Origin of the sequence: Pseudomonas danubii (assembly GCF_042980055.1) — a bacterium.
In the GTDB taxonomy this organism is placed as follows: domain Bacteria; phylum Pseudomonadota; class Gammaproteobacteria; order Pseudomonadales; family Pseudomonadaceae; genus Aquipseudomonas; species Aquipseudomonas danubii.
Genome location: NZ_CP116502.1, coordinates 4,890,420 through 4,913,815, shown reverse-complemented (window position 1 = coordinate 4,913,815; position 23,396 = coordinate 4,890,420). Strand labels below are relative to the sequence as shown.

The following is a 23,396-nucleotide window of genomic DNA, read 5'->3' as shown; positions in this document are numbered from 1 at the left end:
TTTTATGATGATTTTTACCCAATGAATGGAATCAGATTCATGAATGCGAGGCGCCGATGTTTTCTTCCGAACGCTTGAAGGGGATCGATGTATTTGTCTGCGTCGCCGACTGCGGCAGCTTCAAGGCCGCGGCTGAGCGCCTCAACCTCACCGCTTCCGCCGTCAGCAAGGCGATTGCCCGGCTGGAAGGGCGGTTGCAGGCGCGGCTGTTCCAGCGCACCACTCGAAGCCTGGCGCTGACCGACGCGGGGACGGCTTTCTACCGCACCTGCAGCGGTGTGCTGGCCGATCTGGAAGAGGCCGAGCTGGCACTGAACGCGGAACACACCGAGCTGCGGGGGCGGGTGCGCATCGATCTGCCCGGGACCTTTGGCCGCTCCCAGGTACTGGCTGCCGTGTTGCGGTTTGCCCGGGAACACCCCGGTTTGCAGCCGCACATTACCTTTTCCGATTCCGCCATCGACCCCCTCGAAGCCGGCGTGGACATTGCCGTGCGCCTCGGCGGTTCGGAGCTGTGGCCGGCGGCACTGGGGCATCGCTGCCTGGGCCGTGAGTGGCACCTGTTCTGCGCCTCCCCCGATTACTTGCGGCGCCATGGCACGCCGCTGACCGACCAGGACCTGGAACGGCACCAGTGCATTGCCTATGGCTGGGTGGACGGCCGGGTCAGCCCCTGGAACTTTGCGACCGGGCGTCCGGGCGAGAGCGAGCGCCGGGTCATGTCCGCCAGTTGCGTGGTGGGGGATGGCGAGGGGCTGTTGATGACCGTGCTGGACGGTTACGGCATCGCGCAATTGCCTTCGTGGCTGGTCAAGCAGCAGCTGGCGCAGGGCACCCTGGTCGAAGTGCTGCCGCAGTGGGCCAGCGAAGGGCAGGCGATTCATCTGCTGTGGCTGAAAAGCCGGCAGGGGTTGCCCAAGGTCAGTGCATTGCTGGAGGTGCTGGAACGAAGTCTGGGGGGATGAACATGAAGAAAAATGGCAGGGGCGGCTGGATTCGAACCAACGCATGGCAGGATCAAAACCTGCTGCCTTACCGCTTGGCGACGCCCCTGTAGCTGTTGCGACGTTACTTGCTTTGAATGCCGGTCCTGGGAGGGCCGCTGCAAGAACGGGCGCAAATTTATCAATTTCTGCGCGGGCTGTGAAGCCCCAAAAGCAAAAAAATGAGTTTGAAAACAGCTGCTTAGTCTTTTTCAGTGTTCTTTTGCTGTCGGTAGGGCTCAGCTCGCCAGGTAAGCGGCCTGTGAATCCATCAAGGGTTGGGCCCTGTCCAGGGCGCGGCGGATGGCCCGCAACTCTGCGCCTTCAAGGGCGCGGCGGCCCAATTCATAGTCGTCACCCCCGGGGCCAAGGTGCACCGAAAACAGCCCAAACAGTTGCTCGCCCACGGCTTCGAGGAAGATTTCCATATAGGTTTCGTCGCGGCGGTAGGCGCTGAGGTAGATCAGCCCCTGGACCTCGGCGCGACCACAGTCATGGATGGCATCCCAGGTCAGGCAGCTACCCTGTTCGCTCTCGATCAGCGGCATGGACCAGGCGTCCTGTGCCAGCGGTTGGGCGCGCAGGGCCGCCGGCAGTGGCTGGCAGGACAGGACCAGGAAGCGGTACCTCGGCCGGCCATGGTGGATGGCATTGCGTGGTGCTGGCGGCTCGGGCGCCGGGCCGGTGATCCGGACCTGCAGCAGCTGGCTCAGGGCAATTTCCGAAGGCTGTTCGTTCCAGCCATTGAGGTCGGCAACCGGCGGGCACCAGATCAGTTGCAGGGTTTCGCCGATCAAGATGCCGTCCCGGTGCTGGAAGAAGGCCGAGTGTTCCTCGCCCACCACGGGCAGCAAGTCGTGCAGGTGCAAGGTCGGCGCGCCGTAGTCGATGCCCAGGTCGGTGGACCAGAACAGCGGGGCGCAGGTTTTCAGGGGTGCCGGCATGGACGCGAGCCTGTGATGGGGAGGGGAGGATTCTTCGGTAACTGGCGCCGGATGTCACCTGCGCCTGACTCAATCGGCTACATCCTCTGGCGCGATGCGACCGTGACAGCGTTCAGCCGCGCACTAGTATAGGGAGCCTGAAGCAAGACCTATAAGAACAGCACAAGGACACACGTATGCGACGCTGGAACGGCTGGGGGGATGCATCCACGGTGGTCGAATTGCCGGCCCAGGGCGCGGGGTTTCTCGCCGAGCGCCTGGGCCCGGGGCGCCGCTTGCCGGAGGCGACTCTGGAACAGGCGCTGGCCAAGGTGCCGGCCTCACGCCTTGCTGCCCACCCGCTGTATTGCATCGATCCCCAGGAGCGCCTGCTGCATGCCCGCGGCCAGAGCCTGCCGGACTGGCTGGCCCTGCGCGAAGGCGAGCTGGGGGTCTACCCGGATGCCGTGGCCTTTCCGGAAACCGCCGAGCAGATCCGTCAGTTGCTGGCCCTGGCCGAGGACCGCGACCTGTGCCTGATTCCCTACGGCGGCGGCACCTCGGTGGCCGGGCACATCAATCCGGGCTGGTCCGAGCGGCCGGTGCTGACGGTGTCCCTGGCGCGCATGAGCCGCCTGCTGGAGCTGGACGAAGACAGCCTGCTGGCGACCTTCGGCCCTGGGGCCAGTGGCCCGCAGGTGGAGAGCCAGCTGCGCGCCCGGGGTTACACCCTGGGGCACTTCCCCCAGTCCTGGGAGCTGTCGACCCTCGGGGGCTGGGTGGCCAGCCGCTCCAGTGGCCAGCAGTCGCTGCGCTATGGGCGCATCGAGCAGCTGTTCGCCGGGGGCACCCTGGAGACCTTTGCCGGGCCGATGCCCATCGCCACCTTTCCGGCGTCTGCGGCCGGGCCGGATCTGCGGGAAGTGGTACTGGGCAGCGAAGGGCGCTTCGGGATCATTTCCGAGGTCAAGGTCAGGGTCAGCCGCTTGCCGGACGACGAGCGCTTCTACGGGGTGTTCCTGCCGGACTGGACCCAGGCGCTGCAAGCGGTGCGTGCCCTGGCCCAGGCCCGGGTGCCGCTGTCGATGCTGCGCCTGTCCAATGCCCTGGAGACCGAAACCCAATTGGCCCTGGCCGGCCATCCCACGCAGATCGCCTGGCTGGAAAAATACCTGGCCCTGCGCGGCGCGGGGCCGGGCAAGTGCCTGCTGACCTTCGGCGTGACCGGCAATCGCCAGCAGAACGCCTTGTCCCTGCGTCACGCCCGGCGCCAGCTCAAGGGGTTTGGCGGAGTCTTTACCGGGACGTTGCTGGGCAAGAAGTGGGCGCAGAACCGTTTTCGCTTTCCCTACCTGCGCGAAAGCCTGTGGAACGCCGGCTACCTGGTGGACACCCTGGAAACCGCCACCGACTGGAGCAACGTTGACCGCCTGTTGCAACGCATCGAGGGCAGCCTGCGTGATGGCCTGGCCGCCGAGGGCGAGCAGGTGCATGTGTTCACTCACCTGTCCCACGTCTATGGCGAAGGGTCGAGCATCTACACCACTTACGTATTCCGCCCCGACGCCCACTACCCGGCGACCCTGGCGCGCTGGCAGGCCCTCAAGCACGCCGCCAGCCAGACCATCGTCAACCACCACGGCACCATCAGTCATCAGCACGGAGTGGGCAAGGACCATGCGCCGTACCTGCGGCGGGAGAAGGGCGCGCTGGCCATCGACACCCTGCAGGCCTTGAGCCGCCACTTCGATCCCGCCGGGCGCCTCAACCCCGGCACCCTGCTGGAGCAGTGACGCCATGAGCCAGGACTGGAACGGCCAGTGGCGCCAACAGGCGCTGCCCGGGCTGGGGGCGCAACCCTGGGACCTGATCGTGATCGGCGGCGGCATCAGCGGCGCCGGCATCCTGCGGGAAGCGGCGCGGCGCGGCTGGCGTTGCCTGTTGCTGGAGCAGCGGGACTTTGCCTGGGGCACCTCCAGCCGCTCCTCGAAGATGGTCCATGGCGGCTTGCGCTACATCGCCAAGGGCCAGTGGCGCCTGACCCGGGACTCGGTACGCGAGCGCCAGCGCCTGCTGCAGGAGGCCCCCGGGCTGGTGGAACCCATGAGTTTCCTGATGCCCCATTACCGCGGCAGGTTTCCCGGGCCCAAGGTGTTCGGTGGCCTGTTGACCCTGTATGACGCCCTGGCCGGGCGCCGCAACCACTGCTTTCACGATGCCGCGCACCTGCGCTTCCTGGCTCCGGGGGTGAAGGAGCCGGGCCTGCTGGGGGGCACCTGTTTCCTGGATGCCCTGACCGACGATGCGCGCCTGGTGATGCGGGTGCTGGCCGAGGCCCGGGCCGATGGCGCCGTGGCCATCAATGGCCTGCGGGTGACCCGCCTGCTGCGGGAGAACGGGCGGGTCTGCGGGGTGGCGATCGAGGACAGTGAAACGGGTGCAGTGCAAACCCTTGGCTGCGCGGCCCTGGCGGTGGCCACCGGAGCCTGGGCCGAGCGCCTGCGCCCGGCCCAGGCTCCGCGCCAGCTGCGCCCGTTGCGCGGCAGTCATTTGCTGTTGCCGGGTTGGCGCCTGCCGGTGGCCCAGGCGTTGAGCTTCATGCATGCCGAGGACGGTCGGCCGGTGTTCGTCTTCCCCTGGGAAGGCGCCACGGTGGTGGGCACCACCGATCTTGATCACCGCGACGATCTGGACCAGAGCGCCAGCATCAGCCAGGAAGAGCTCAAGTACCTGCTGGCCGCCTGTGCCCAGCAGTTTCCCCAGGCTCAGGTAAGCGCCGCCGATGTGCTCTCGACCTGGGCCGGGGTGCGCCCGGTGGTGGCCGGCCCGGGCGGGGAGCAACAGGGCAAGCCGTCCAACGAAACCCGCGAGCATGTGCTGTGGCAGGAGCCGGGCTGCGTGACCCTGGCCGGCGGCAAGCTCACCACCTTCCGGCCCCAGGCCATCGAGGTGCTGCAAGCCTGTGGCGCCATGCTCGGGCGCAGCGTGGAGGACGACGGCGAACCGGTGTTTGCCCCGCTGGCGCCGGTGGATATTCCCGGGCTCAGCGCGGCTCAAGTGCGGCGTCTGGCCGGGCGCCATGGCCGCGACTTGCCCCGCGTAGCGCAGCGGGTGGCCGAGCTGGGCGGCGATTGCGTCGGCGCCAGCGACACCCTGTGGGCCGAGCTGGCCTTTGCCGCCGAGGCGGAAATGGTCCTGCACCTGGACGACCTGCTGCTGCGCCGTACCCGGCTCGGTCTGCTGCTGGCCGAAGGCGCGGCGCAGTACCTGCCGGCCATCCGCCGCCTGTGCCAGCCCCGGCTGGGCTGGGACGACGCGCGCTGGCTGGCCGAAGAACAGCGCTATCGCGACCTGTGGCAACGCCATCACAGCCTGCCGCCCGTCACCCCTTGATGCCCCAACCAAGAGAGCCTCATGGACAACCACAACAACAATAAGCAGGACTACCTGCTGGCGATCGACAACGGCACCCAAAGCGTGCGCGCGCTGCTGTTCGACCTGTCGGGCAACCTGCTGGGCAAGGGCAAAGTGGAGCTGGAGGCCTATTTTTCAAGCCAGCCCGGCTGGGCCGAACAGCACCCGGACTATTACTGGGCCAAGCTCGGCGAAGCCTGCCAATTGCTCTGGCAGCAGACCGGTATCGACCGTTCGCAGATCCGCGGCGTGTCCCTGACCACCCAGCGCGGCACCCTGATCAATGTCGACGCCCAGGGTAAGGCCCTGCGTCCGGCCATTCTCTGGCTCGACCAGCGCCAGGCCGAGGTCGAGGGCCGCATCAAGGGACCTTGGGGCTGGCTGTTCAAGCTGATCGGCGCCGAGGCCACAGTGGACTATTTTCGGGCCCAGGCCGAAGCCAACTGGGTGGCCCAGCAGCAACCCGAGGTGTGGGCCGCCACTGACAAGTTCCTGCTGCTGTCGGGCTTTCTCACCCATCGCCTGACCGGCAACTTTGTCGACTCCGTTGGCTGTTGCGTGGCGTACCTGCCGTTCGACTACAAGCGCCTGCGCTGGGCCGCCCCCAGCGACTGGAAATGGCAGGCCCTGGCGGTGCGTCAGGAGCAGTTGCCGACCCTGCTCAAACCCGGCGAAACCCTGGGCCGGATCAGCGCCGAAGCAAGTCGCCACACCGGTATTCCCGAGGGCCTGCCGCTGATTGCCGCCGGTGCCGACAAGGCTTGCGAAGTCCTGGGCTCGGGCGTCCAGGATTCCACCACGGCCTGCCTGTCCTACGGCACCACGGCCACCATCACCACCACCCGTTCCCGCTATCTGGAAGTGGTGCCGCTGATCCCGCCGTACCCGGCGGCGGTGCCGAACCACTACAACTGCGAGGTGATGATCTTCCGCGGTTACTGGATGGTCAGCTGGTTCAAGCAACAGTTCGGCCTGCGGGAAGTGCAGCAGGCGGCCGAGCAGGGGCTGGAGGCGGAACAGCTGTTTGATGCCCTGGTCCAGGCGGTGCCGCCCGGGTCCATGGGCCTGACCCTGCAACCCTACTGGTCGCCGGGCATCCGCGAGCCGGGCATGGAAGCCAAGGGCGCGATGATCGGCTTTGGCGATGTGCACACCCGGGCCCATATCTACCGGGCCATCCTTGAAGGCCTGGCCTATGCCCTTCGCCAGGGCATGGAACGCATGGAGAAACGCTCCAAGCTGAAGATCACTCGCTTGCGGGTGGCCGGTGGTGGCTCCCAGAGCGATGCGGCGATGCAACTGACGGCGGACATCTTCGGCCTGCCGGTAGAGCGCCCCCACGTCTATGAAGCCTCGGGGCTGGGGGCGGTGATCGCCTGTGCGGTGGGCCTGGGCCTGTACCCGGATTTTCCCACGGCCATCAGCGCCATGACCCGGGTCGGCGCGGTGTTCGAGCCACAGCCGCAAGCGCAGCAGATGTACCAGCGGCTGTACAGCGAGGTCTACCTGCGCATGTACCGCCAGCTCAAGCCGCTGTATCAGAGCATCCGCGAGATCACCGGGTATCCGGCCTGAGGACACGGCAGGCGCAGGTCGCAGGGGCAAGGATTCCCTGGCGAAAAAAAGGTCCTGCCGGGCAAGGCTCATCTATCGTCATCAAGGTAGACGGATCTCTCCGAAAACCTGAACCGACGAGCTGAACATGAACCGCCAGGAAGCACTGAACATCCTATGGAAGCGACTGTTCATCATCTTTGTGCTGCTGTTGGCGGCGTCCCTGGGAGCGGTCGCCATGGCCGACGGTTACACCATCCCCTCGGTGGTGTTCATCGTCGGCAATATCGGCGGTTACGTGGGGTTTCACCGGCAACTGTCACACCTTTGCGAGGAGGAGATCATCAGCCTGTGCAGTTCCTGGTTCAATGTGCTGCTGCCGTCGTTCATTGGCGGCATCCTGGCGGGCCTGCTGTACATCCTGTTCATCTCCGGCGTGGTGCAAGGGGAGCTGTTTCCCGAGATCGTCAGGGACAAGATTTGCAACTACCCCGAGAACAGCTTCTATGTGATTTTCTGCCAGCACGCTGACGGCTACGCCGCCTATGGCAAGTTGCTGTTCTGGTCCTTTGTTGCGGGTTTCAACCAGAATTACGTGGTCGATCTGATCGAAAACATCAAGGGCAGTAAAAAAGCACAGGGTGAAGCATGAGCGAAGACAACAAGAACCAAGCCAGCCAGGTCAAAGGCCCGGCGTCGTACTTTCCTTCCATTGAAAAAAACTACGGTCAGCCCATCAGCCACTGGCTGGAGCTTCTTGGCGCCCTCAGCGGCAAGAAGCACATGGAACTGGTGGCCTGGCTCAAATCCGAACACGGCATGGGCCATGGTCATGCCAATGCCTTGGTGGCGCACTTTCTGGCGAGGGCCAAGAACCCTTAGCGCTGCGTGCTGGACGCTGTGGCTTCGCCAGTGAAGGTGTGACTGCCGACATCCGCTTTCCTGGCGAAAAAAAGCCTGATTCCCCTGTGTTCTCTTGGTTCTTTCCTGCGTCGCAACTTGCATTGCCCCCTTTCTGCCTGTCGGAGTTTTCTCGATGTCTTCGCCAAAATCCTTGCCCACGGCCCTGTTGGGCCTGGCCCTTGCCTGCCCGGCAATCGCCGAGACCCGGAGCGTGGAGCTGGCCCCGGCGCAGGTCCTGGGGCAGGAGCAGGGCGCTGAGGGACAGCAGGTGGCAGAGGCCGAGGCGCGGCTGGCCCAGGTGCCGGGCGCCGGCAATGTGGTGGACATGCGCCGACCGCTGCAAGGCCGGGTGGCCAGCAACCAGGATGTGCTGGCCTATCAGCCCGGGGTCTACGCCCAGTCCGCCGGGAACGAAGGGGTGAAGATTTCGATCCGTGGTTCGGGCATCAACCGCGCGCCGGGGGCCCATGCCTCGGGGCTGTACACCATGCTCGACGGCTTGCCCCTGACCGGCCCCGGCGGCACCCCCTATGAGTTGCTGGAGCCCCTGTGGGTCGATCACGTAGAGGTGCTGCGCGGCGCCAATGGTTTCGACCGTGGCGCCCTGGCCCTGGGGGGCGCCATCGACTACATCAGCCACACCGGCTACGACGCACCGCTGTTGCAGGTGCGCTACGCCACCGGCAGCCACGGTTATCAGCAGCGTCAGCTCAGCTCCGGGCAAGTGCTGGGGAATTTCGACTACTACGTGTCGCTGACCGACGCCAACGCCGACGGTTACCAGGACCACACCCGCAGCCAGAGCAAGGGGGTGATTGGCAACTTCGGCTACCGCTTCAACCCGAACCTGGAAACGCGTTTCTACCTGCGCTACCGCGAGACCGACAACGATCTGGCCGGACGGGTCAGCAAACGTTCCATCGAGCACGACCCGCGGGCGGCCAACCCGGCCTATGTCAGCCGCGACGACCGGCGCAAGCAACCGGGCAGCACCTTTGTCGGCAACAAGACCACCTACTACATCGACGACGATTCAAGCATTCAGACCGGTCTGGTCTACCACGACTACCCCATGGACCTGCGCGAAGGCCCCAACCGCCTGAAGGTGGCCTACAGCGACGTCAGCGGCACCTTCGACTACAAGCGCCGCGACACTCTCTGGGGCCGGGAAAGCCGCAGCACCCTGGGCCTGCGGGTCACCAAGCACCTGCCCAATGACGGGGCCAGCGAGTTCGTGCGGATTCCCACAGGCAACACCGCCAGCTATGCGCCAGGCACGCGAATCCGCAATTTCACCTACCAGGGCTCGGACACGGTCCTGCACTTTGGCAATGATCTGGAGATCGCCGATGACCTGTGGCTGACCACGGGGCTGGCGGCCATCTACACCCGGCGCGAAAGCGCGGTGACCTACCCCGAGGGCGGCGGCAAGACCAGCCTCGGCGATTGGGACTACGCGCCGCGCCTGGGCCTGCGCTACCAACTGACACCGAATGTGCAGCTGTTTGGCAACCTCAGCCGCTCGGTGGAAGCTCCGCACCCCTGGTCGTTGATCTACAGCTCGAACCTGCGCTTCCCGGCTGGCAGCGGCGTCGCCACGGGCGCCCAGCGCGATCCGATCAAGCTGCGCAACCAGACCGCCACCACCCTGGAACTCGGCGGCCGTGGCGACAGTGGCCTGGGGCAGTGGAGCCTGGCCTGGTACTACGCCCAGGTGCGCCACGAACTGCTCTCGGTATTGCCGGACCCCAGCGCCACCACGCCCTACGAACTCAACGCCAGCCCCACGGTGCACCAGGGCGTGGAGGCCAGCCTGCAGAGTGAGCTGTGGTCGCAGCCGGGCGTCGGCCGCTTGAGCCTGCGCCAGGCCTACACCTTCAGCGACTTCCACTACCGCGACGATTCGCGCTTTGGCGACAACCGCCTGCCGGGCCTGCCGATGCACTATTACCAGGGCGAGTTGCGTTATGACTGGCCCCTGGGTTTCTTCGCCGCCGTCAACACCCAACTGGTGTCCAAGGTGGCGGTGGATTACGCCAACAGTTACTACGCCGATCCTTACGCGCTGTTCGGCGCCACCCTGGGCTACAACGCGCCAAAGAACGATTGGCAGACCTGGGTCGATGTGCGCAACCTGACTGACAAACGCTACGCCGCCACCGTGACTCCGGGCTACGACGACAAGGGGCTGGACGCGGCGCGCTCGACGCCGGGAGAGGGTTTGGGGGTGTACCTGGGCGTGTCCTGGAGCCTGCGCTGAGAGTTGGGCGCCCAGAGCAAAAAAGTGCCCGCAGCAGCGGGCACTCTGTTCCTGCCTGGCAGCGTCAGCCCAGGCAGACGCGGCTTACCACTGACCCGAGAAGACGCAGGTCAGGGCTTCGATGGCGCTGAATTTCCACAACGAATCGCCGCAGTCGCTGGCGAAGGCGTGGGCGTTGGAGGCCGTGAGCGCCAGGGCGATGGCCGAGGCGTAGACGATTTTCTTGAGTGACATGGGAAAGCTCCTTGTTATGAATCCGCACGTTCTTGTGAGCGCCATCCTGAAGGGGGTGGTGGTGCGGACTATAAGCTCGCCCTGGGCCAGGGACCATTAGCCCGAGTGTGCTAATGGCCCATTCCCATTATTGCGTCTGGCGCTGACTCAGTTACGAAAATACAGCTCGTCCAGCTGCCGCCGGCGGATCACCAGGTACTCCTCCCAGACCTTGGGAAAGTCCTCGTCCCGGGTGAAGGGAAAGGTCAGGTAGACGGTGCGACCGATGACACTGATGTACTCCCGCACTCGCTTGTACGCCGGTTGCTCCAGCAGCGAAATGTATTCGTCATAGGCGTAGTGGTAGTGGGAAATCGTCACCCGGTGGGGCGCGATCATGCCGCGGGAAAAGTCGATCACCCAACCGTGACTCATACCGTTGCCCAGGTACCCGTAGACCCCGTCCTCGGACAGGCTGATGTGATTTCGTGCCTGCTCGCCATCCTCGTCGTTGACCAGCACGATCTGGGTTTCGAAATAGCGGATGGCCTGTTGCTCGGGGCCGCGTAGGTGCAGGTTCCAGCTGATGGCGCCCATGCGGAATTCACCTTGTTCGGCAAATTCGGCAATCCAGCCGTTGGCGAGGGTAATGCGGTGTGTGGTCATGGTCAGTGGTCCGGCTCGGGCGGTGCATGGGGGAAGGGCGCTAGTGGCGTGGCGCGGGGATTGTAACCACCAGGCTGGGTGCATGGCTTTATATCAGGGGAGAAAATGGAGCGCTGCAAACAATGCTTCTATAGTGTTTTTGCAGCATAAAAAAAGCTGAAAACAAACCCCCAACGGTTGCCGATAGCAAAGAGTCTCTCCTTTAGCAGGATGCGCCCATGTTCAATACTCGTTTGAAAATGCAGTTGCAGTCTCTTCAGTCGGAGCTTTCAGTGGCTCGACAGTTGCTCAACGGGATTGAGACTTGCCTTGTGCGTGCGGTCCTTGACGCCCACTACAACGTTATAGATGCCAATGAAGGCTTTCTGAACATGTTGGGGTGTGGCGCCAACCAAGTGCTGAACAAACCGCTCGACAATTTCATTCCGCAGTATGTGCGGCAGATGGATTGTTATCGTCGTTTGCTCGACAGCGTGAACAACCACGACGCGGTTATCGATACTTACCGTTTTCAGCGTCCCGATGGCGGACTGTCGTGGTTTCGTGGCCTCTGGCAGCCGATTGTCAATCAACAGGGGCAATTGGAAAGTATCCATGCCTTTGGTTCGAACATCACCGAGACCGTTGACACTTCGGCGGAGAATTCGGCGTTCATTCAAGCGCTGCTGCGCTCCACCGCGGTGATCGAGTTCGATCTTCAAGGCCATATCCTGCAAGCAAACGAGCAGTTTCTGCGCTCAATGGGCTATGAACTTGGGCAAATCAAAGGCAAGCACCACAGCATGTTCTGTGACCCAGCCGATGCCGCGTCCAGTCATTACAAGGAGTTCTGGGCGACCCTCAATCGCGGTGAATTCGTGGCTGACCGTTTCAAGCGCGTCGATGCCCATGGTCGAGTCGTTTGGCTGGAAGCGACCTACAACCCGGTGCACAACGCACAGGGCGTCCTTTACAAGGTGGTCAAGTTCGCCACGGTCATTACCGAGCAAGTGGCTCGCGAGCAGCAGGTGAACGAGGCGGCGACCATCGCGTTCGAGATCTCCCAACAAACCGACATCAGCGCTCGCCGAGGCGCCGATGTGGTGCAGAACACCGTGCAAACGATGCGCATGATCTCGGATGAAATGCAGGCGGCATCCGCCGGGATTGAAGCCTTGGGCAAGCAATCACTGCTGATCAGCTCGATTGTCCAGACCATTGGCGGCATTGCCCAACAGACCAACTTGCTTGCGCTCAACGCAGCAATCGAGGCGGCGCGGGCCGGTGAGCAGGGTCGGGGGTTTGCCGTGGTCGCCGATGAAGTGAGGCAGTTGGCGGGGCGCACCAGTGCCGCTACCGAAGAAATCGTCAGCGTTGTACAGCAGAACCAGAGTCTGGCGGATGCAGCCGTAAGCGGCATGGCCAACAGTCGCGGGCAGGCTGAAGAAGGCCTGGCACTTGCCAACGAGGCCGGCTCGGTGATTCTCGAAATCCAGGAGGGTGCGCGCCAGGTTGTGGGGGCCGTGGGGCGTTTCGCCAATCAGCTGAAATAGCCTGCGCAGCATAACGTTGCGCGCCCCTGGCGGTGCATCGCTGTGGTGCGTTGTCAGGCTGGTAAAGGCCCGGGGCGCCTCATGGGCGCCCCGGGCCTTTGCGCTTAGCGAGCGGGTGACAAGGCCGGCGTGCGTGGTGGAATCAGGCGCTTGCTGCCGGTGGATTCGAAGGCCGACGCCAGGCGCAGCAGGCTCGAGTCGTCATAGGCGCGGCCGGCGAAGGTCAGGCCGACCGGCATGCCGATGTCTGCCATCACGCCCATCGGCACGGTCACCGTGGGCACGCCCAGGTGGCGGATCGCAAGGTTGCCGTTGGCCACCCACACGCCATTGCTCCAGGCGATGTCCGCCGACTCGGGATTGATGTCGGCATCGGCCGGGCCAACGTCGGCCACGGTGGGGAACAGCACGGCGTCCAGCCCCAGGCGATCCATCCACTCTTCCAGATCGATGCGCCGGGTCTGCTCCAGGCCGCGCAGGCCGTCGGCCAGGGAGGCGATCTGGTCCCAGGTCTTGAGCCCGCGCTTGGCCATGGTCACGTACTGGTCCATGCCGGCGGCCAGGTCGTCTTCGCGGTTGGGCAGGGTGCCGGGGTCGTGGGGGAAGATCTGCGGCCCGTCGACATCCGCCAGGCGGTTGAGCTTGGGGTCGTCGTTGGCCCGCAGGAAGTCGTCGAAGGCCCAGCCCGACAGTTCCCACAATTCGTCATGCAGGAACTCCTTGCTGACCAGGCCGCGGTTGTACACGGTCGGTGCCCCGGGGCGGTCGCCTTCGCAGTTGGACACCAGCGGGAAATCCACTTCCAGGACTTCGGCGCCGGCGGCTTCCAGGGCGCGACGCGCCTGTTCCCAGAGGCTGATCACCGAGGGCCGGGTGTGGATGCGCTGGCCGGTGGGGCCGCCGATGCCGGGCTTGTCGCTGGTGCCGGCTTCCGGGTCGGCATTGATGTACATGCGCGGCACGCCAAAGCGTTTGCCCTTGAGCGCCGCGGCATCGGCCGCCAGTTGCGGGTAGGACGCAGGGCGCACCGAGCTCACGCTGGGAATCGGCACCCAGGGCTGCAGGCGCCACAGGTCGCCGCGGGTGTCCGGGTCTTCGGCCACCACCACATCCAGCACTTGCAGCAGGTCGGCCATGGTCCGGGCGAAGGGCACCACCACGTCCATGGTCGGGGTCAGCGGCCAGTTGCCGCGCACCGAAATCACCCCACGCGATGGTGTGTAGGCGCACAGACCATTGTTGGAGGCCGGGCCACGACCGCTGGACCAGGTTTCCTCGGCCAGGCCGAAGGCGGCGAAGCTGGCGGCGGTGGCCGTGCCGGCGCCATTGGAGGAGCCCGAGGCAAAGGGCGCGGTCAGGTAAGCGGCGTTGTAGGGGCTTTCCGCGCGGCCATACACCCCGCGCTGCATGCCGCCGTTGGCCATGGGCGGCATGTTGGTCTTGCCCAGGCAGATGGCTCCGGCAGCCCGCAGGCGCTCAATGGTGAAGGCATCGCGGTAGGCCACCAGCTCGGCGAAGGCCGGGCTGCCCGATGCAGCCGTCAGGCCCTTGACCAGATAGCTGTCCTTGGCGGTGTAGGGAATGCCGTCCAGTGGGCCTAGGGTCTGGCCCTTGGCGCGACGCTCATCGGACGCTTCGGCTTCCTTCAGGGCTTCAGGGTTGCGCACCACCACGGCGTTGAGGGCGGTGGCGGTATCGGGGCCATCGTAGGCGTCGATCCGCGCCAGATAGGCCTGGACCAGTTCCACGGCGGTGGTCCGGCCCGATTCCAGGGCGGCGCGCAGGTCGGCAATGGACACTTCGGTGACTTCGATCATGGGGCTACCGCCGTTGGCTGGTGGGTGAGGAGGTCAAGAGGGCGCAACGGAGCGCGGGTGTTCGGGTAATGGCTGTGCATGGTGATTCTCGTGGTACGGCTGGGCACGACAAGGGGTGCAAGGGAAAACTGTGGGCCTTTTTAGCATCTAGTGCGGGGCAGAGGAACCGTTGAACTCGCCCAGGTAGTCCAGCGTCGGCGTGCTTTGCGGCGGGCGCTGATTGGGCCCGGAGGCAACCGATCGCTGGTCGCCATCAATCGACTCGCTGCCGACGATGATGAAGTGGCTGTAATGCGCCTTGATCCGCGAGCGCAGCCGCTGTTGCTCGGCATCACTGCGGATCAGCGATTCCAGGTATTGCGGGCAGTCGTCTTTGCCGATCAGCTCGACGAAATCGGCGTCCATGTAGTAGCCCAATTCCTGCCTGAGGCGCCAGCTGGGATTGCGCGCTTCCCAGGCGCTGAATTCGGCGTCGCTGGCATCCGCCGCAGGTTCGGGCTCCCACTGTTCGAAGGCGAACCGTTCAGCCTCGGCCTGGCTGGGGAAGTGGGCGGCGAACAGGTGAAAGGCGAAGTAGGCCTCGGCGGCTTCGAGCAGGGCCAGGTTGGCGGACTCGGCCTGTTCCTGGGGCTGGGCCGGATCGACCGTTGCATCCTCTTCATGGGGCGCCTGGAGTGTGTCAGTGGCCGACGGTGCTGGCTTTTCGAGAGGGTCGAACAAGGTGCTGAAGACGCTCATGGACGGTCCTTGCGATCAGTGATGCGGGCGGTTGGGGGGCAACCCTGGCCTGAGGTGGCGCATTGTGCCGGGTTGGGGCGGGTCTGAACACCACGGGCCGTGCGCCACTGGACGCCTGGTCATTTTATCGATTGCCAATCGGAGCAACCCGGGTAGACTGCGCGGCTCTAACACCTGACGCCTTTATAGCCAAACAGTGCAGGCGTTTCGACGATGTTCGACGGATGATTATCCATGTGACTAGGGCGCACGGACGTGAATGATCCATAGCCGGCAGGCAGTTGGCGCAACATCGAAATCCACTGTCTGCTTGCTCATCCGGACTTTTTTACATGCCTACCCGGCCCAAGCCCAAGCTTAATCTTCGTGTGCTGATTCTGGTCTTCGTACTGTTTGCAGCATTAGCCACCCTGGCCAACAGCTTCTGGGTCATGTTCAAGATCCAGAAGCAGGAACTCATCGAAAACGCCCTGCAAGTCAACCAGGCCTATGCCGCGCGGATCGCCTCCGGTGTGGAGCAGGTGCTCAGTTCCGATCAGGAACGCTTGAAGTATGCCGCCGCTGTCCTGGGCGGGGACTTTGACGACTCGCAACGACTGGTCGGCGAAGCCCGGCGCTTGCTGGGGCAGGACAACAGCTTCAACTCGGTACTGATCACGAATGCGACCGGCACCATCATCGCCTCAATGCCCGAGCACCTGAATCTCAATGGCCAGTCCCTGCAAGACCAGACACCGCTCAGGCTGCGTCAACCGATCATCAGCAAGGCCTTCAAGTCCATTGCCGGCAATCTGCTGGTTTTTGTATCCCAGCCGGTGTTTGACGGTAAAGGGCGGTACTTGGGGCTGGTCGGCGGCAGCATCCGACTTGAACAGAAGAACGCCCTTCAAGACTTGATGGACCGGCAGGTACGTGAAGATGGCGCCCATGTCTATCTGGTGGACAGTAATCGGCGGGTTCTCTATCACCCCTATCCCGAGCAAATCGGCCAGATCGTTGCCGAGGACCCGATCGTCGATGCGGCCTTGAGCCAGGGCGGGGGTTCATTGCAGGCGCTGGATGCCCAGGGCGTGGAAATGCTCGCGGGTTTCACCCATGTGCCCAGCAGCGGTTGGGGGGTGATCGCCCAGCAGCCCCTCGGCAACATCCAGGCCACGCTGCAGGTAACCATGTCCAAAGTCGCCAAGGGCATACTGCCGCTGGCGTTGTTCGGCCTGGTGCTGATCTGGTGGTTGGGGACCAGGATTTCGGCGCCGCTGTCGCGGCTGGCCGAGAGTGCCAAGCGCCTGGACAGCCCTGAGAGCTATGAGCGCATCAGCGCGATCCCGGCGCAGTATTCTGAAAGTTGGCAGATTCGTCGGGCGCTGCTGCTGGGCACCAGCCTGCTCCAGGAAAAGATCGGCCGGCTTAACCAGCAGGCGCAAAGTGATGCGCTGACCGGGCTGGCCAACCGGCGGGCGATGCAGGACACCCTGGCGCACTGGCAACAGGCCAATCAGCCGTTCGCCATTGTTTCCATGGACATCGATCACTTCAAACGGGTGAACGACACCTTCGGCCATGGCGTGGGGGATGAAACCCTGAGAGCGATTGCCGACCTGATGAAGCAAAACTCGCGCACTGACGACCTGCCGTGCCGGGTGGGCGGCGAGGAGTTTGTCCTGCTCTTGCCGAACAGTTCGCTACGGGCTGCAACCGATGTCGCAGAGCGCCTGCGAGCCTCGATCGCCGCGGCGCAGATCGATACCGTCGGGCACATTACGGTTTCGTTGGGCGTCAGCGTGTGGCAGCCGGGAAGTGGTTCGATCACCGCTGCGTTGGAAAAGGCCGACCAGTTGTTGTATCAGGCCAAGCAGAAGGGACGTAATTGCGTGGTAGCCGAACAGCGCTCGCTAGCCGTCAGTTGAACACGGCGGCTGCCGTCGGCTTGCTTGCACAGCGGCCAGTACCGGAAAATCCACCCGGTCCGATACCCAGCAGAGGCAAGCCGCATGCATTACCCGAAACAACTCAGCCCGGAGTTTTCCGGGGCGTTGCGCACCTTCAGTTTCTGGGTCGCCAACGGCACCCTCGGCTACCCGCTGCTGGAAGGCGTCGACTATCGCAGTTGCCTGAGCGAAGAGCCGAGCATGCTGGAGATGGCCTACGCGATTTTTGCCAATGTGCTGGAGCTGGACGAAGAGGGCGTACCGGTGAATGCCAAGTACGCCGAGTACCGGGCGGCGCAATACATTCGCCAGTATTGCGATCCGGGCTACACCGTCGTGCCGGCATTCGAGGAATGGGAGCAGGAGCTGTACGGCCCGCCCAAGCGAGAAGACCGCAAGCCCTGGCCGCCGGGGATGCGCAATGGCTAACGCGTCGCTGTCGGAGCGAGCAAACGCGCTCCTCAGGTATCTGCTGGTGTGATCAGCCAGGGGGCGTCTGGCTAGTTGTGGGAGCGAGCTTGCTCGCGATGGCCGTCAACGAAAACGCCGCGTTCACTGGGTGAACGCGGCGTTTTTGAGTGCTTCGCGAGCAAGCTCGCTCCTACGGGTACAGGCAGAGGCGGGCGCTGTGTCAGCGGTTGGCTGCGCTCCACTTGGCCCGTGCCGCGTGCAGCTTCTTGTAGCTGTCGATCAGCCGCAGGTGACGGTCCAGGCCTTCGAGCTGCAGGTTGGTCGGGGTCAGGCCGTAGAAGCGCACGCTGCCTTGCACCGAGCCGATCACCGCGTCCATCCGTTCGTTGCCGAACATGCGGCGCAGATTGGCTTCGTAGTCGCCCAGCTCCAGTTCGTCGTCCAGCTCCACTTCCAGCACCGCGTTCAAGGCCTGATAGAACAGCCCTCGCTCGACGGTGTTGTCGTTGTATTGCAGGAACATCTCCACCAGTTCCTTGGCCGGGTCGAACTGCCCCAGGGCCACGTGGAGCAGCAGCTTGAGTTCGAGGATGGTCAACTGGCCCCAGGCGGTGTTGTCGTCGAACTCGATGCCGATCAGGGTGGTGATGTCGGTGTAGTCGTCCAGCTCGCTTTCTTCCAGGCGCTCCAGCAGTGAGCGCAAACCGTCTTCGTCCAGGCTGTGCAGGTTGAGGATGTCTTCACGGAAGAACAGCGCCTTGTTGGTGTTGTCCCAGATCAGGTCGTCCACCGGGTAGATTTCCGAATAGTCCGGCACCAGGATGCGGCAGGCGGTGGCCCCCAGGTGCTGGTACACCGCCATGTAGACTTCCTTGCCCAAGCCTTCGAGGATGCCGAACAGGGTCGCGGCTTCCTCGGCGCTGGCTTTTTCCCTTTCACTGAAGCCGCTCTGGCTGGTGAAGTCCCACTCGACGAATTCGAAGTCCGCCTTGGCACTGAAGAAACGCCACGACACCACGCCGCTGGAATCGATGAAGTGCTCGACGAAGTTGTTCGGCTCCATCAGCGCCTGGCTTTCAAAGGTCGGTTGCGGCAGGTCGTTCAAGCCTTCGAAGCTGCGGCCCTGGAGCAGTTCGGTGAGGCTGCGCTCCAGCGCCACCTCGAAGCTCGGGTGAGCACCGAACGAAGCAAACACGCCGCCGGTGCGCGGGTTCATCAGGGTCACGCACATCACCGGGAACTCACCGCCCATGGACGCGTCCTTGACCAGCACCGGGAAGCCTTGCTCTTCCAGGCCCTGGATGCCCGCCAGAATGCTCGGGTACTTGGCCAGCACTTCCTGGGGCACGTCCGGCAGGGCCAGCTCGCCTTCGAGGATCTGGCGCTTGACCGCCCGCTCGAAGATCTCCGACAGGCACTGCACCTGGGCTTCGGCCAGGGTGTTGCCGGCGCTCATGCCGTTGCTCAGGTACAGGTTCTCGATCAGGTTGGAGGGGAAGTACACCACCTCACCGTCGGACTGGCGCACATAGGGCAGGCAGCAGATGCCGCGCTCGATGTTGCCCGAGTTGGTGTCGTACAGGTGGGAGCCGCGCAGCTCGCCATCGGGGTTGTAGATGGCCAGGCAGTGTTCGTCGAGGATCTCCTTGGGCAACTCGTCCTTGCGCCCCGGCTGGAACCAGCGCTCGTCCGGGTAATGCACGAACTCGGCGTTGGCGATTTCCTCGCCCCAGAACTGGTCGTTGTAGAAGAAGTTGCAGTTCAGGCGCTCGATGAACTCGCCCAGGGCCGACGCCAGGGCGCTTTCCTTGGTCGCGCCCTTGCCGTTGGTGAAGCACATCGGCGACTGCGCATCGCGGATATGCAGCGACCAGACGTTGGGCACGATATTGCGCCACGAAGCGATTTCGATCTTCATCCCCAGACCCGCGAGAATCCCGGACATGTTGGCGATGGTCTGCTCCAGGGGCAGGTCCTTGCCGGCAATGTAGGTGCCTGCGCTGGCGCCCGATTGCGGCATCAACAGCGCCTGGGCATCGGCGTCGAGGTTTTCCACTTCTTCGATGATGAACTCGGGGCCGGTCTGCACCACCTTCTTCACGGTGCAACGGTCGATGGAACGCAGGATGCCCTGGCGGTCCTTGTCGGAGATGTCCGCCGGCAGTTCGACCTGGATCTTGAAGATCTGGTTGTAGCGGTTTTCCGGATCGACAATGTTGTTCTGCGACAGGCGGATATTGTCGGTGGGGATGTTGCGGGTCTGGCAGTACAGCTTGACGAAGTACGCCGCGCACAGCGCCGAAGAAGCCAGGAAATAGTCGAACGGACCCGGCGCCGAACCATCGCCTTTGTAGCGGATCGGTTGGTCGGCCACCACCGTGAAGTCGTCGAACTTGGCTTCAAGTCGAAGGTTGTCGAGAAAGTTGACCTTGATTTCCATGGGGGGGCACCGGCATCACAAAGCAAAAAATGGCGGGCATTATCCGGGATTTTGCGCGCCAGTGGGGCGGTTTTTGGGCCGGCGCGTACCCACGGGCGCCAAGCGGTGGCCTTGATCCGATGAACAGGGCGTTTGGCGGATGTTAATCTGCGCCTCCCGGACAAACGGTGGGCCAGTGGATGCAGAGGATGTTGAGTGAAGCCGAGCTTTACAAGGTGCTGGAAGCGATCGAAAGCGACGCCTGCCATGACCTGAATCGTCTGTATGACGGGATGCAGATAGACCGGTGTGCTCTTTTCAATCAAGTCGCCATGGCGGTGGCCCGGCTCTTTATCGAGGGGCGGCGCGACTTTCATTACGGTGATGCGGTCATGAATACCTTGTTCAGTGACATGGTTGATCTGTCCTTGAACGCTGACATGCCCGAGCCGGCCTTTTCCATCTACCTCGCGTTTGATGCCGGAGAGTATCGTCACCCGGGGGATGGGCAGGATGAGTTGCCTTGGGAAAAGTGGACGCGGCCGGCGCTTGAACGGATTCTGCACGAAGCCGATGAGGGGGCGTCGGCCGAGGTTTAGCCGGCCTGGGTTGTCGCCAGAAAAGCCGACGGACCTACGGCTCCAGCATCAAGCGGCGCCAAAGGATCTGTGGCGGCGCAACAGCATCCGCCGGCACTTGCGGTGCAGGTTTGTCCGGCGCCTGCGCTGGCGTTGCCTCGTCGGGCTCAGGGGCTGTCGTCGATTCAGTCGGGTCATCGGTAGGCGCTGTGGTCATTTGATCTTGATCACCACCTTGCCCTTGGCTCGTCCCTGCTCGACGTACTGCAAGGCCTCTGCCGTCGATTCGAAACTGAAGCTGCGGTCAACCACGGGCTTGATGATGCCGGCCTCGATCAGCGCGGTGATCTGTTGCAGCTGGGCGCCATCGGCCCGCATGAACACAAAGGCGTAGCGGACATCCCGCTGGCGCGCCTTGCGCCGGATACCGAAGCTCAAGAGGCGCATGACCTGCTGCAACGGCCAGGCCAGCCCTTGCTCCTGGGCGAACTGCAACGTGGGTGGCCCGGAGATGGAAATCAGCTGGCCACCGGGCTTGAGCACCTGGAGTGATTTCTTCAGCACGTCGTCGCCGAGGCTGTTGAGCACCACGTCGTAGCCGTGCAGGACGTCTTCGAAGTGCTGCTGCGTGTAGTCGATCACCTGATCGGCCCCCAGCGCTTTGACCCATTGGACATTCCCCGTGCTGGTGGTGGTCGCGACAAAGGCGCCAAGGTGCTTGGCAAGTTGGATGGCCAGGGTGCCGACGCCGCCTGAGCCTGCATGGATCAGCACTTTCTGGCCTTTTTTCAGTTGCGCGGTTTCCACCAGCACTTGCCAGGCAGTCAGGGCCACCAGGGGAATGGACGCGGCTTGCGCCATGTCGATGTTGGCCGGCTTGAGAGCGACCGCGTCCTGATGCACAGCGATCCATTGGGCAAAGGTGCCGATCCGCGTTTGCGGCGGGCGAGCATAAACGGCATCGCCGGGTTTGAAACGCCGCACTTGCGGGCCGACTTCGACCACGACCCCTGCCAGGTCATTGCCCAATATCAGCGGCAATTTATAAGGCAGGATCAGCTTGAATTCGCCCTGGCGGATTTTCGAATCCAGCAGGTTGACGCTGCTGGCATGAACCTCGATCAATACATCGTGGGGCCCCACCTCGGGCGTGGGGACTTCGCTCAGGCGTCCGCTGTTCTTGCCGTAGCGATCAATTGAAAATGCCTTCATGGGGGTGCGGCTCTGTTGGGTTGGCGTCAGTAGGGGGTGTTCTGTTGCGGTTGCGGCCAGGTGCTGTCAGTCATCAAGGAACGTCAATACCCGGGTCACGAAGTCCGTGTGGTGCTGGAAAATGCTGCCGTGGCCGGCGTCCTCATACAGCACAAGCTGCGCATGGGGGATGCGCTCAGCCAGGGCGCGCGAGTTGACGCTGGGCACCATGAGGTCGCTGTCGCCGTTGACCACCAGCGTCGGCGTTTTCAGGTGTTGCAGATCGTGCGGCGTCTGTTTGCCCCATGCCGTGATGGCCTGCAACTGCCGCAGGAAAGCCCCCGGCGTCGGGCCCTTGTCGCGATTTTTTCGGCGTGCTTTGAGCCGTTGCAGATACGCCGAGGCGGCTCGGCGACCATTGTCCGTCGACGTGAAGAACAGGTAGACCTTGGGATCGCGCAAGGTCAGCAAGCCTTTGAGCATCAAGGGCCAGGTCACCGAGCCGACCTTGTCGATACCGCTGCCGCCGGCCGGTCCGGTGCCGGTGAGAATCAAGCGGCGCACCAATTCGGGGGCCTTGAGGGCGATGTCCTGAGCAACGAAGCCGCCGAGTGAAAAGCCCAGTACATCGACGCTCTTGAACCCCAGGGCCTGGATCAACTCAATGGCGTCTTGCGCCATTTCGCCGATCGTCAGGGGGGCGACGCCACCCGAGCCGCCGATGCCGCGATAGTCGGTGGTGATGACTCGTCGGGTCTGTGCCAGCCCATCGATGATGGCCGGGTCGAAGTTGTCCAGCACCGCGCCCCAATGATTGAACAGCACCAGGGGCACGCCGCCCGCGGGACCGGTATCGCGATAGGCGAAGGGAATGCCCCTGACCGTGATCGACTGGTTCGCCGCGTTGATGAACGACGTCTGCAAAGCCGGGGGGAGAGTTGTCTGTGTTGGGTTCATTGCTACTCCGAACAGCGGACCGGATTCGTCGCAGTACCTGCCGCGAATCCGCCGCGAAAGCTCGCTACCTGAAGATCACTGTTGGGACTGGTAACGCTGGGCAACCTCGGACTGGCGGACCTGCCCGAGCAGGGCCTGACGCGCGTTCTGCAGATCATCCCAGCGCTCAGCCTGTTGCAGCGGCGGTATGGTCACCGCTTCGCGCCGATCAAAGCCGACCAGTGCGGCGTCCACCAGATCGCCCACTTCCATGATTTCGTCCAGGGTGTTGATGTCGATGCCGGAGCGGTCCCAGATTTCCGTGCGGGTGGCCGCCGGTAGCACGGCTTGCACGTACACGCCCAGGGGCGACAGCTCCAGGCTCAGGCCCTGGGACAGGAACAACACGAAGGCCTTGGTGGCGCCATAGACCGACATGCCGAATTCCGGTGCCAGGCTCACCACCGAACCGATGTTGATGATCGCGCCGGCGCCTGCTTCGGCCAGACGCGGGGCGATGGCCCTGGACAGGCGCACCAGCGCCGTGGTGTTGAGGGCCACCAGTTGCGCCATGTGATCAGCGTTTTGCTCGGTGAAGCGGCCGGACAGCGCGGCGCCGGCGTTGTTGACCAGGATGCCGATCCGGGCGTCGTCGCGCAGGCGGGCTTCCACCGCCGTCAGATCGCCGGGCTGGGTCAGGTCCGCGACCATGACATCAATGGCGACCTGGTGTTCGTCTCGTAGCTTGGCGGCCAGTGCGTCCAGGCGCGCCTGATCGCGGGCGACCAGCACCAGGTCGTGGCCGCGTTGTGCAAAGCGCTCGGCGTAGGTGGCGCCAATGCCGCTGGAGGCGCCGGTGATGAGAACGGTAGGGCGAGTGTTCATGGGGGGATCTCTCTTTCAGGAAAGGGACAGACAGTTGGTGTGAGC

General features: G+C 63.8%; 20 protein-coding genes, 1 tRNA gene and 1 pseudogene. 12 read left to right on the top strand and 10 right to left on the bottom strand.

Features of this window, described 5'->3' with window-relative positions; genetic code table 11:
• Positions 1-56: 56 nt before the first annotated feature.
• On the top strand, positions 57-965 hold the full coding sequence (locus tag PFZ56_RS22165) for a LysR family transcriptional regulator (RefSeq protein WP_102879122.1): 909 nt from the start codon (positions 57-59) through the stop codon (positions 963-965).
• A gap of 13 nt (positions 966-978) precedes the next feature.
• On the opposite strand, the gene PFZ56_RS22160 is transcribed toward PFZ56_RS22165, so the two are convergent.
• Together PFZ56_RS22160 and PFZ56_RS22155 are read right to left on the bottom strand one after the other, a co-directional pair.
• Positions 979-1,053: transfer RNA gene (locus tag PFZ56_RS22160), tRNA-Gln, on the bottom strand.
• Positions 1,054-1,222: 169 nt separating this feature from the next.
• Positions 1,223-1,927, bottom strand: coding sequence for a hypothetical protein (locus PFZ56_RS22155; RefSeq protein WP_170003899.1), 705 nt, complete (start codon positions 1,925-1,927; stop codon positions 1,223-1,225).
• Positions 1,928-2,103: 176 nt separating this feature from the next.
• On the opposite strand from PFZ56_RS22155, the gene PFZ56_RS22150 reads away from it, so the two are divergent.
• The 6 genes from PFZ56_RS22150 to PFZ56_RS22125 all read left to right on the top strand — a co-directional run bounded on the left by PFZ56_RS22150 (position 2,104) and on the right by PFZ56_RS22125 (position 10,037).
• On the top strand, positions 2,104-3,699 hold the full coding sequence (locus PFZ56_RS22150) for an FAD-binding oxidoreductase (protein WP_170003901.1): 1,596 nt from the start codon (positions 2,104-2,106) through the stop codon (positions 3,697-3,699).
• Between the two features lie 4 nt (positions 3,700-3,703).
• Positions 3,704-5,299: a glycerol-3-phosphate dehydrogenase/oxidase gene (locus PFZ56_RS22145; protein ID WP_170003903.1), complete on the top strand. Its 1,596-nt coding sequence runs from the start codon at positions 3,704-3,706 to the stop codon at positions 5,297-5,299.
• A gap of 21 nt (positions 5,300-5,320) precedes the next feature.
• Positions 5,321-6,895 carry an FGGY-family carbohydrate kinase gene (locus PFZ56_RS22140; protein WP_102879126.1) on the top strand — a complete coding sequence of 525 codons (1,575 nt, stop codon included), beginning with the start codon at positions 5,321-5,323 and terminating at the stop codon, positions 6,893-6,895.
• Positions 6,896-7,022: 127 nt separating this feature from the next.
• Positions 7,023-7,526 carry a hypothetical protein gene (locus PFZ56_RS22135; protein WP_170003905.1) on the top strand — a complete coding sequence of 168 codons (504 nt, stop codon included), beginning with the start codon at positions 7,023-7,025 and terminating at the stop codon, positions 7,524-7,526.
• Positions 7,523-7,756 carry a DUF4287 domain-containing protein gene (locus tag PFZ56_RS22130; RefSeq protein WP_170003907.1) on the top strand — a complete coding sequence of 78 codons (234 nt, stop codon included), beginning with the start codon at positions 7,523-7,525 and terminating at the stop codon, positions 7,754-7,756. The genes PFZ56_RS22135 and PFZ56_RS22130 overlap by 4 nt, the downstream gene beginning before the upstream one ends.
• A 154-nt stretch (positions 7,757-7,910) precedes the next feature.
• Complete coding sequence (locus PFZ56_RS22125) at positions 7,911-10,037, top strand: TonB-dependent receptor family protein (protein ID WP_394304451.1); 2,127 nt, start codon at positions 7,911-7,913, stop codon at positions 10,035-10,037.
• An 84-nt stretch (positions 10,038-10,121) separates the two neighbouring features.
• Here the strand turns inward: PFZ56_RS22125 and PFZ56_RS22120 are convergent, their stop codons facing one another.
• Positions 10,122-10,271 (bottom strand): hypothetical protein, encoded by a 150-nt coding sequence (locus PFZ56_RS22120; protein ID WP_015635448.1) that lies wholly within the window; start codon positions 10,269-10,271, stop codon positions 10,122-10,124.
• A gap of 147 nt (positions 10,272-10,418) precedes the next feature.
• Positions 10,419-10,916, bottom strand: coding sequence for a hypothetical protein (locus tag PFZ56_RS22115; protein WP_110596888.1), 498 nt, complete (start codon positions 10,914-10,916; stop codon positions 10,419-10,421).
• A gap of 218 nt (positions 10,917-11,134) precedes the next feature.
• On the opposite strand from PFZ56_RS22115, the pseudogene PFZ56_RS22110 reads away from it, so the two are divergent.
• A pseudogene (locus tag PFZ56_RS22110) lies at positions 11,135-11,863 on the top strand (PAS domain-containing protein); the annotation flags it as partial.
• Positions 11,843-12,448, top strand: coding sequence for a methyl-accepting chemotaxis protein (locus PFZ56_RS22105; RefSeq protein WP_394304659.1), 606 nt, complete (start codon positions 11,843-11,845; stop codon positions 12,446-12,448). The pseudogene PFZ56_RS22110 and the gene PFZ56_RS22105, both read left to right, overlap by 21 nt.
• 104 nt (positions 12,449-12,552) lie before the next feature.
• Here the strand turns inward: PFZ56_RS22105 and PFZ56_RS22100 are convergent, their stop codons facing one another.
• Both PFZ56_RS22100 and PFZ56_RS22095 read right to left on the bottom strand, forming a co-directional pair.
• Positions 12,553-14,265, bottom strand: coding sequence for an amidase (locus PFZ56_RS22100; RefSeq protein ID WP_170003913.1), 1,713 nt, complete (start codon positions 14,263-14,265; stop codon positions 12,553-12,555).
• Positions 14,266-14,412: 147 nt separating this feature from the next.
• Complete coding sequence (locus PFZ56_RS22095; protein ID WP_262379792.1) at positions 14,413-15,003, bottom strand: hypothetical protein; 591 nt, start codon at positions 15,001-15,003, stop codon at positions 14,413-14,415.
• 332 nt (positions 15,004-15,335) lie between these two features.
• Between PFZ56_RS22095 and PFZ56_RS22090 the strand changes: the two genes are divergently transcribed.
• Positions 15,336-16,910 (top strand): sensor domain-containing diguanylate cyclase, encoded by a 1,575-nt coding sequence (locus PFZ56_RS22090; RefSeq protein WP_170003915.1) that lies wholly within the window; start codon positions 15,336-15,338, stop codon positions 16,908-16,910.
• Between the two features lie 84 nt (positions 16,911-16,994).
• Positions 16,995-17,360, top strand: a complete 366-nt coding sequence (locus PFZ56_RS22085) for a hypothetical protein (RefSeq protein WP_170003917.1) — start codon at positions 16,995-16,997, stop codon at positions 17,358-17,360.
• A 202-nt stretch (positions 17,361-17,562) separates the two neighbouring features.
• Here PFZ56_RS22085 and PFZ56_RS22080 read toward each other — a convergent pair whose 3' ends face one another.
• Positions 17,563-19,782 carry an OsmC domain/YcaO domain-containing protein gene (locus tag PFZ56_RS22080; RefSeq protein ID WP_170003919.1) on the bottom strand — a complete coding sequence of 740 codons (2,220 nt, stop codon included), beginning with the start codon at positions 19,780-19,782 and terminating at the stop codon, positions 17,563-17,565.
• 188 nt (positions 19,783-19,970) lie between these two features.
• Here PFZ56_RS22080 and PFZ56_RS22075 point away from each other — a divergent pair, with 188 nt between their 5' ends.
• Complete coding sequence (locus PFZ56_RS22075) at positions 19,971-20,360, top strand: hypothetical protein (RefSeq protein ID WP_258379777.1); 390 nt, start codon at positions 19,971-19,973, stop codon at positions 20,358-20,360.
• A gap of 192 nt (positions 20,361-20,552) precedes the next feature.
• Here the strand turns inward: PFZ56_RS22075 and PFZ56_RS22070 are convergent, their stop codons facing one another.
• From PFZ56_RS22070 to PFZ56_RS22060, 3 genes are all read right to left on the bottom strand, one after another.
• Positions 20,553-21,551, bottom strand: coding sequence for an NADP-dependent oxidoreductase (locus PFZ56_RS22070; RefSeq protein WP_110596884.1), 999 nt, complete (start codon positions 21,549-21,551; stop codon positions 20,553-20,555).
• A 66-nt stretch (positions 21,552-21,617) separates the two neighbouring features.
• Positions 21,618-22,487: an alpha/beta fold hydrolase gene (locus tag PFZ56_RS22065; protein ID WP_170003921.1), complete on the bottom strand. Its 870-nt coding sequence runs from the start codon at positions 22,485-22,487 to the stop codon at positions 21,618-21,620.
• 75 nt (positions 22,488-22,562) lie between these two features.
• Positions 22,563-23,351: an SDR family oxidoreductase gene (locus PFZ56_RS22060; RefSeq protein WP_110653327.1), complete on the bottom strand. Its 789-nt coding sequence runs from the start codon at positions 23,349-23,351 to the stop codon at positions 22,563-22,565.
• Positions 23,352-23,396 lie beyond the last annotated feature (45 nt).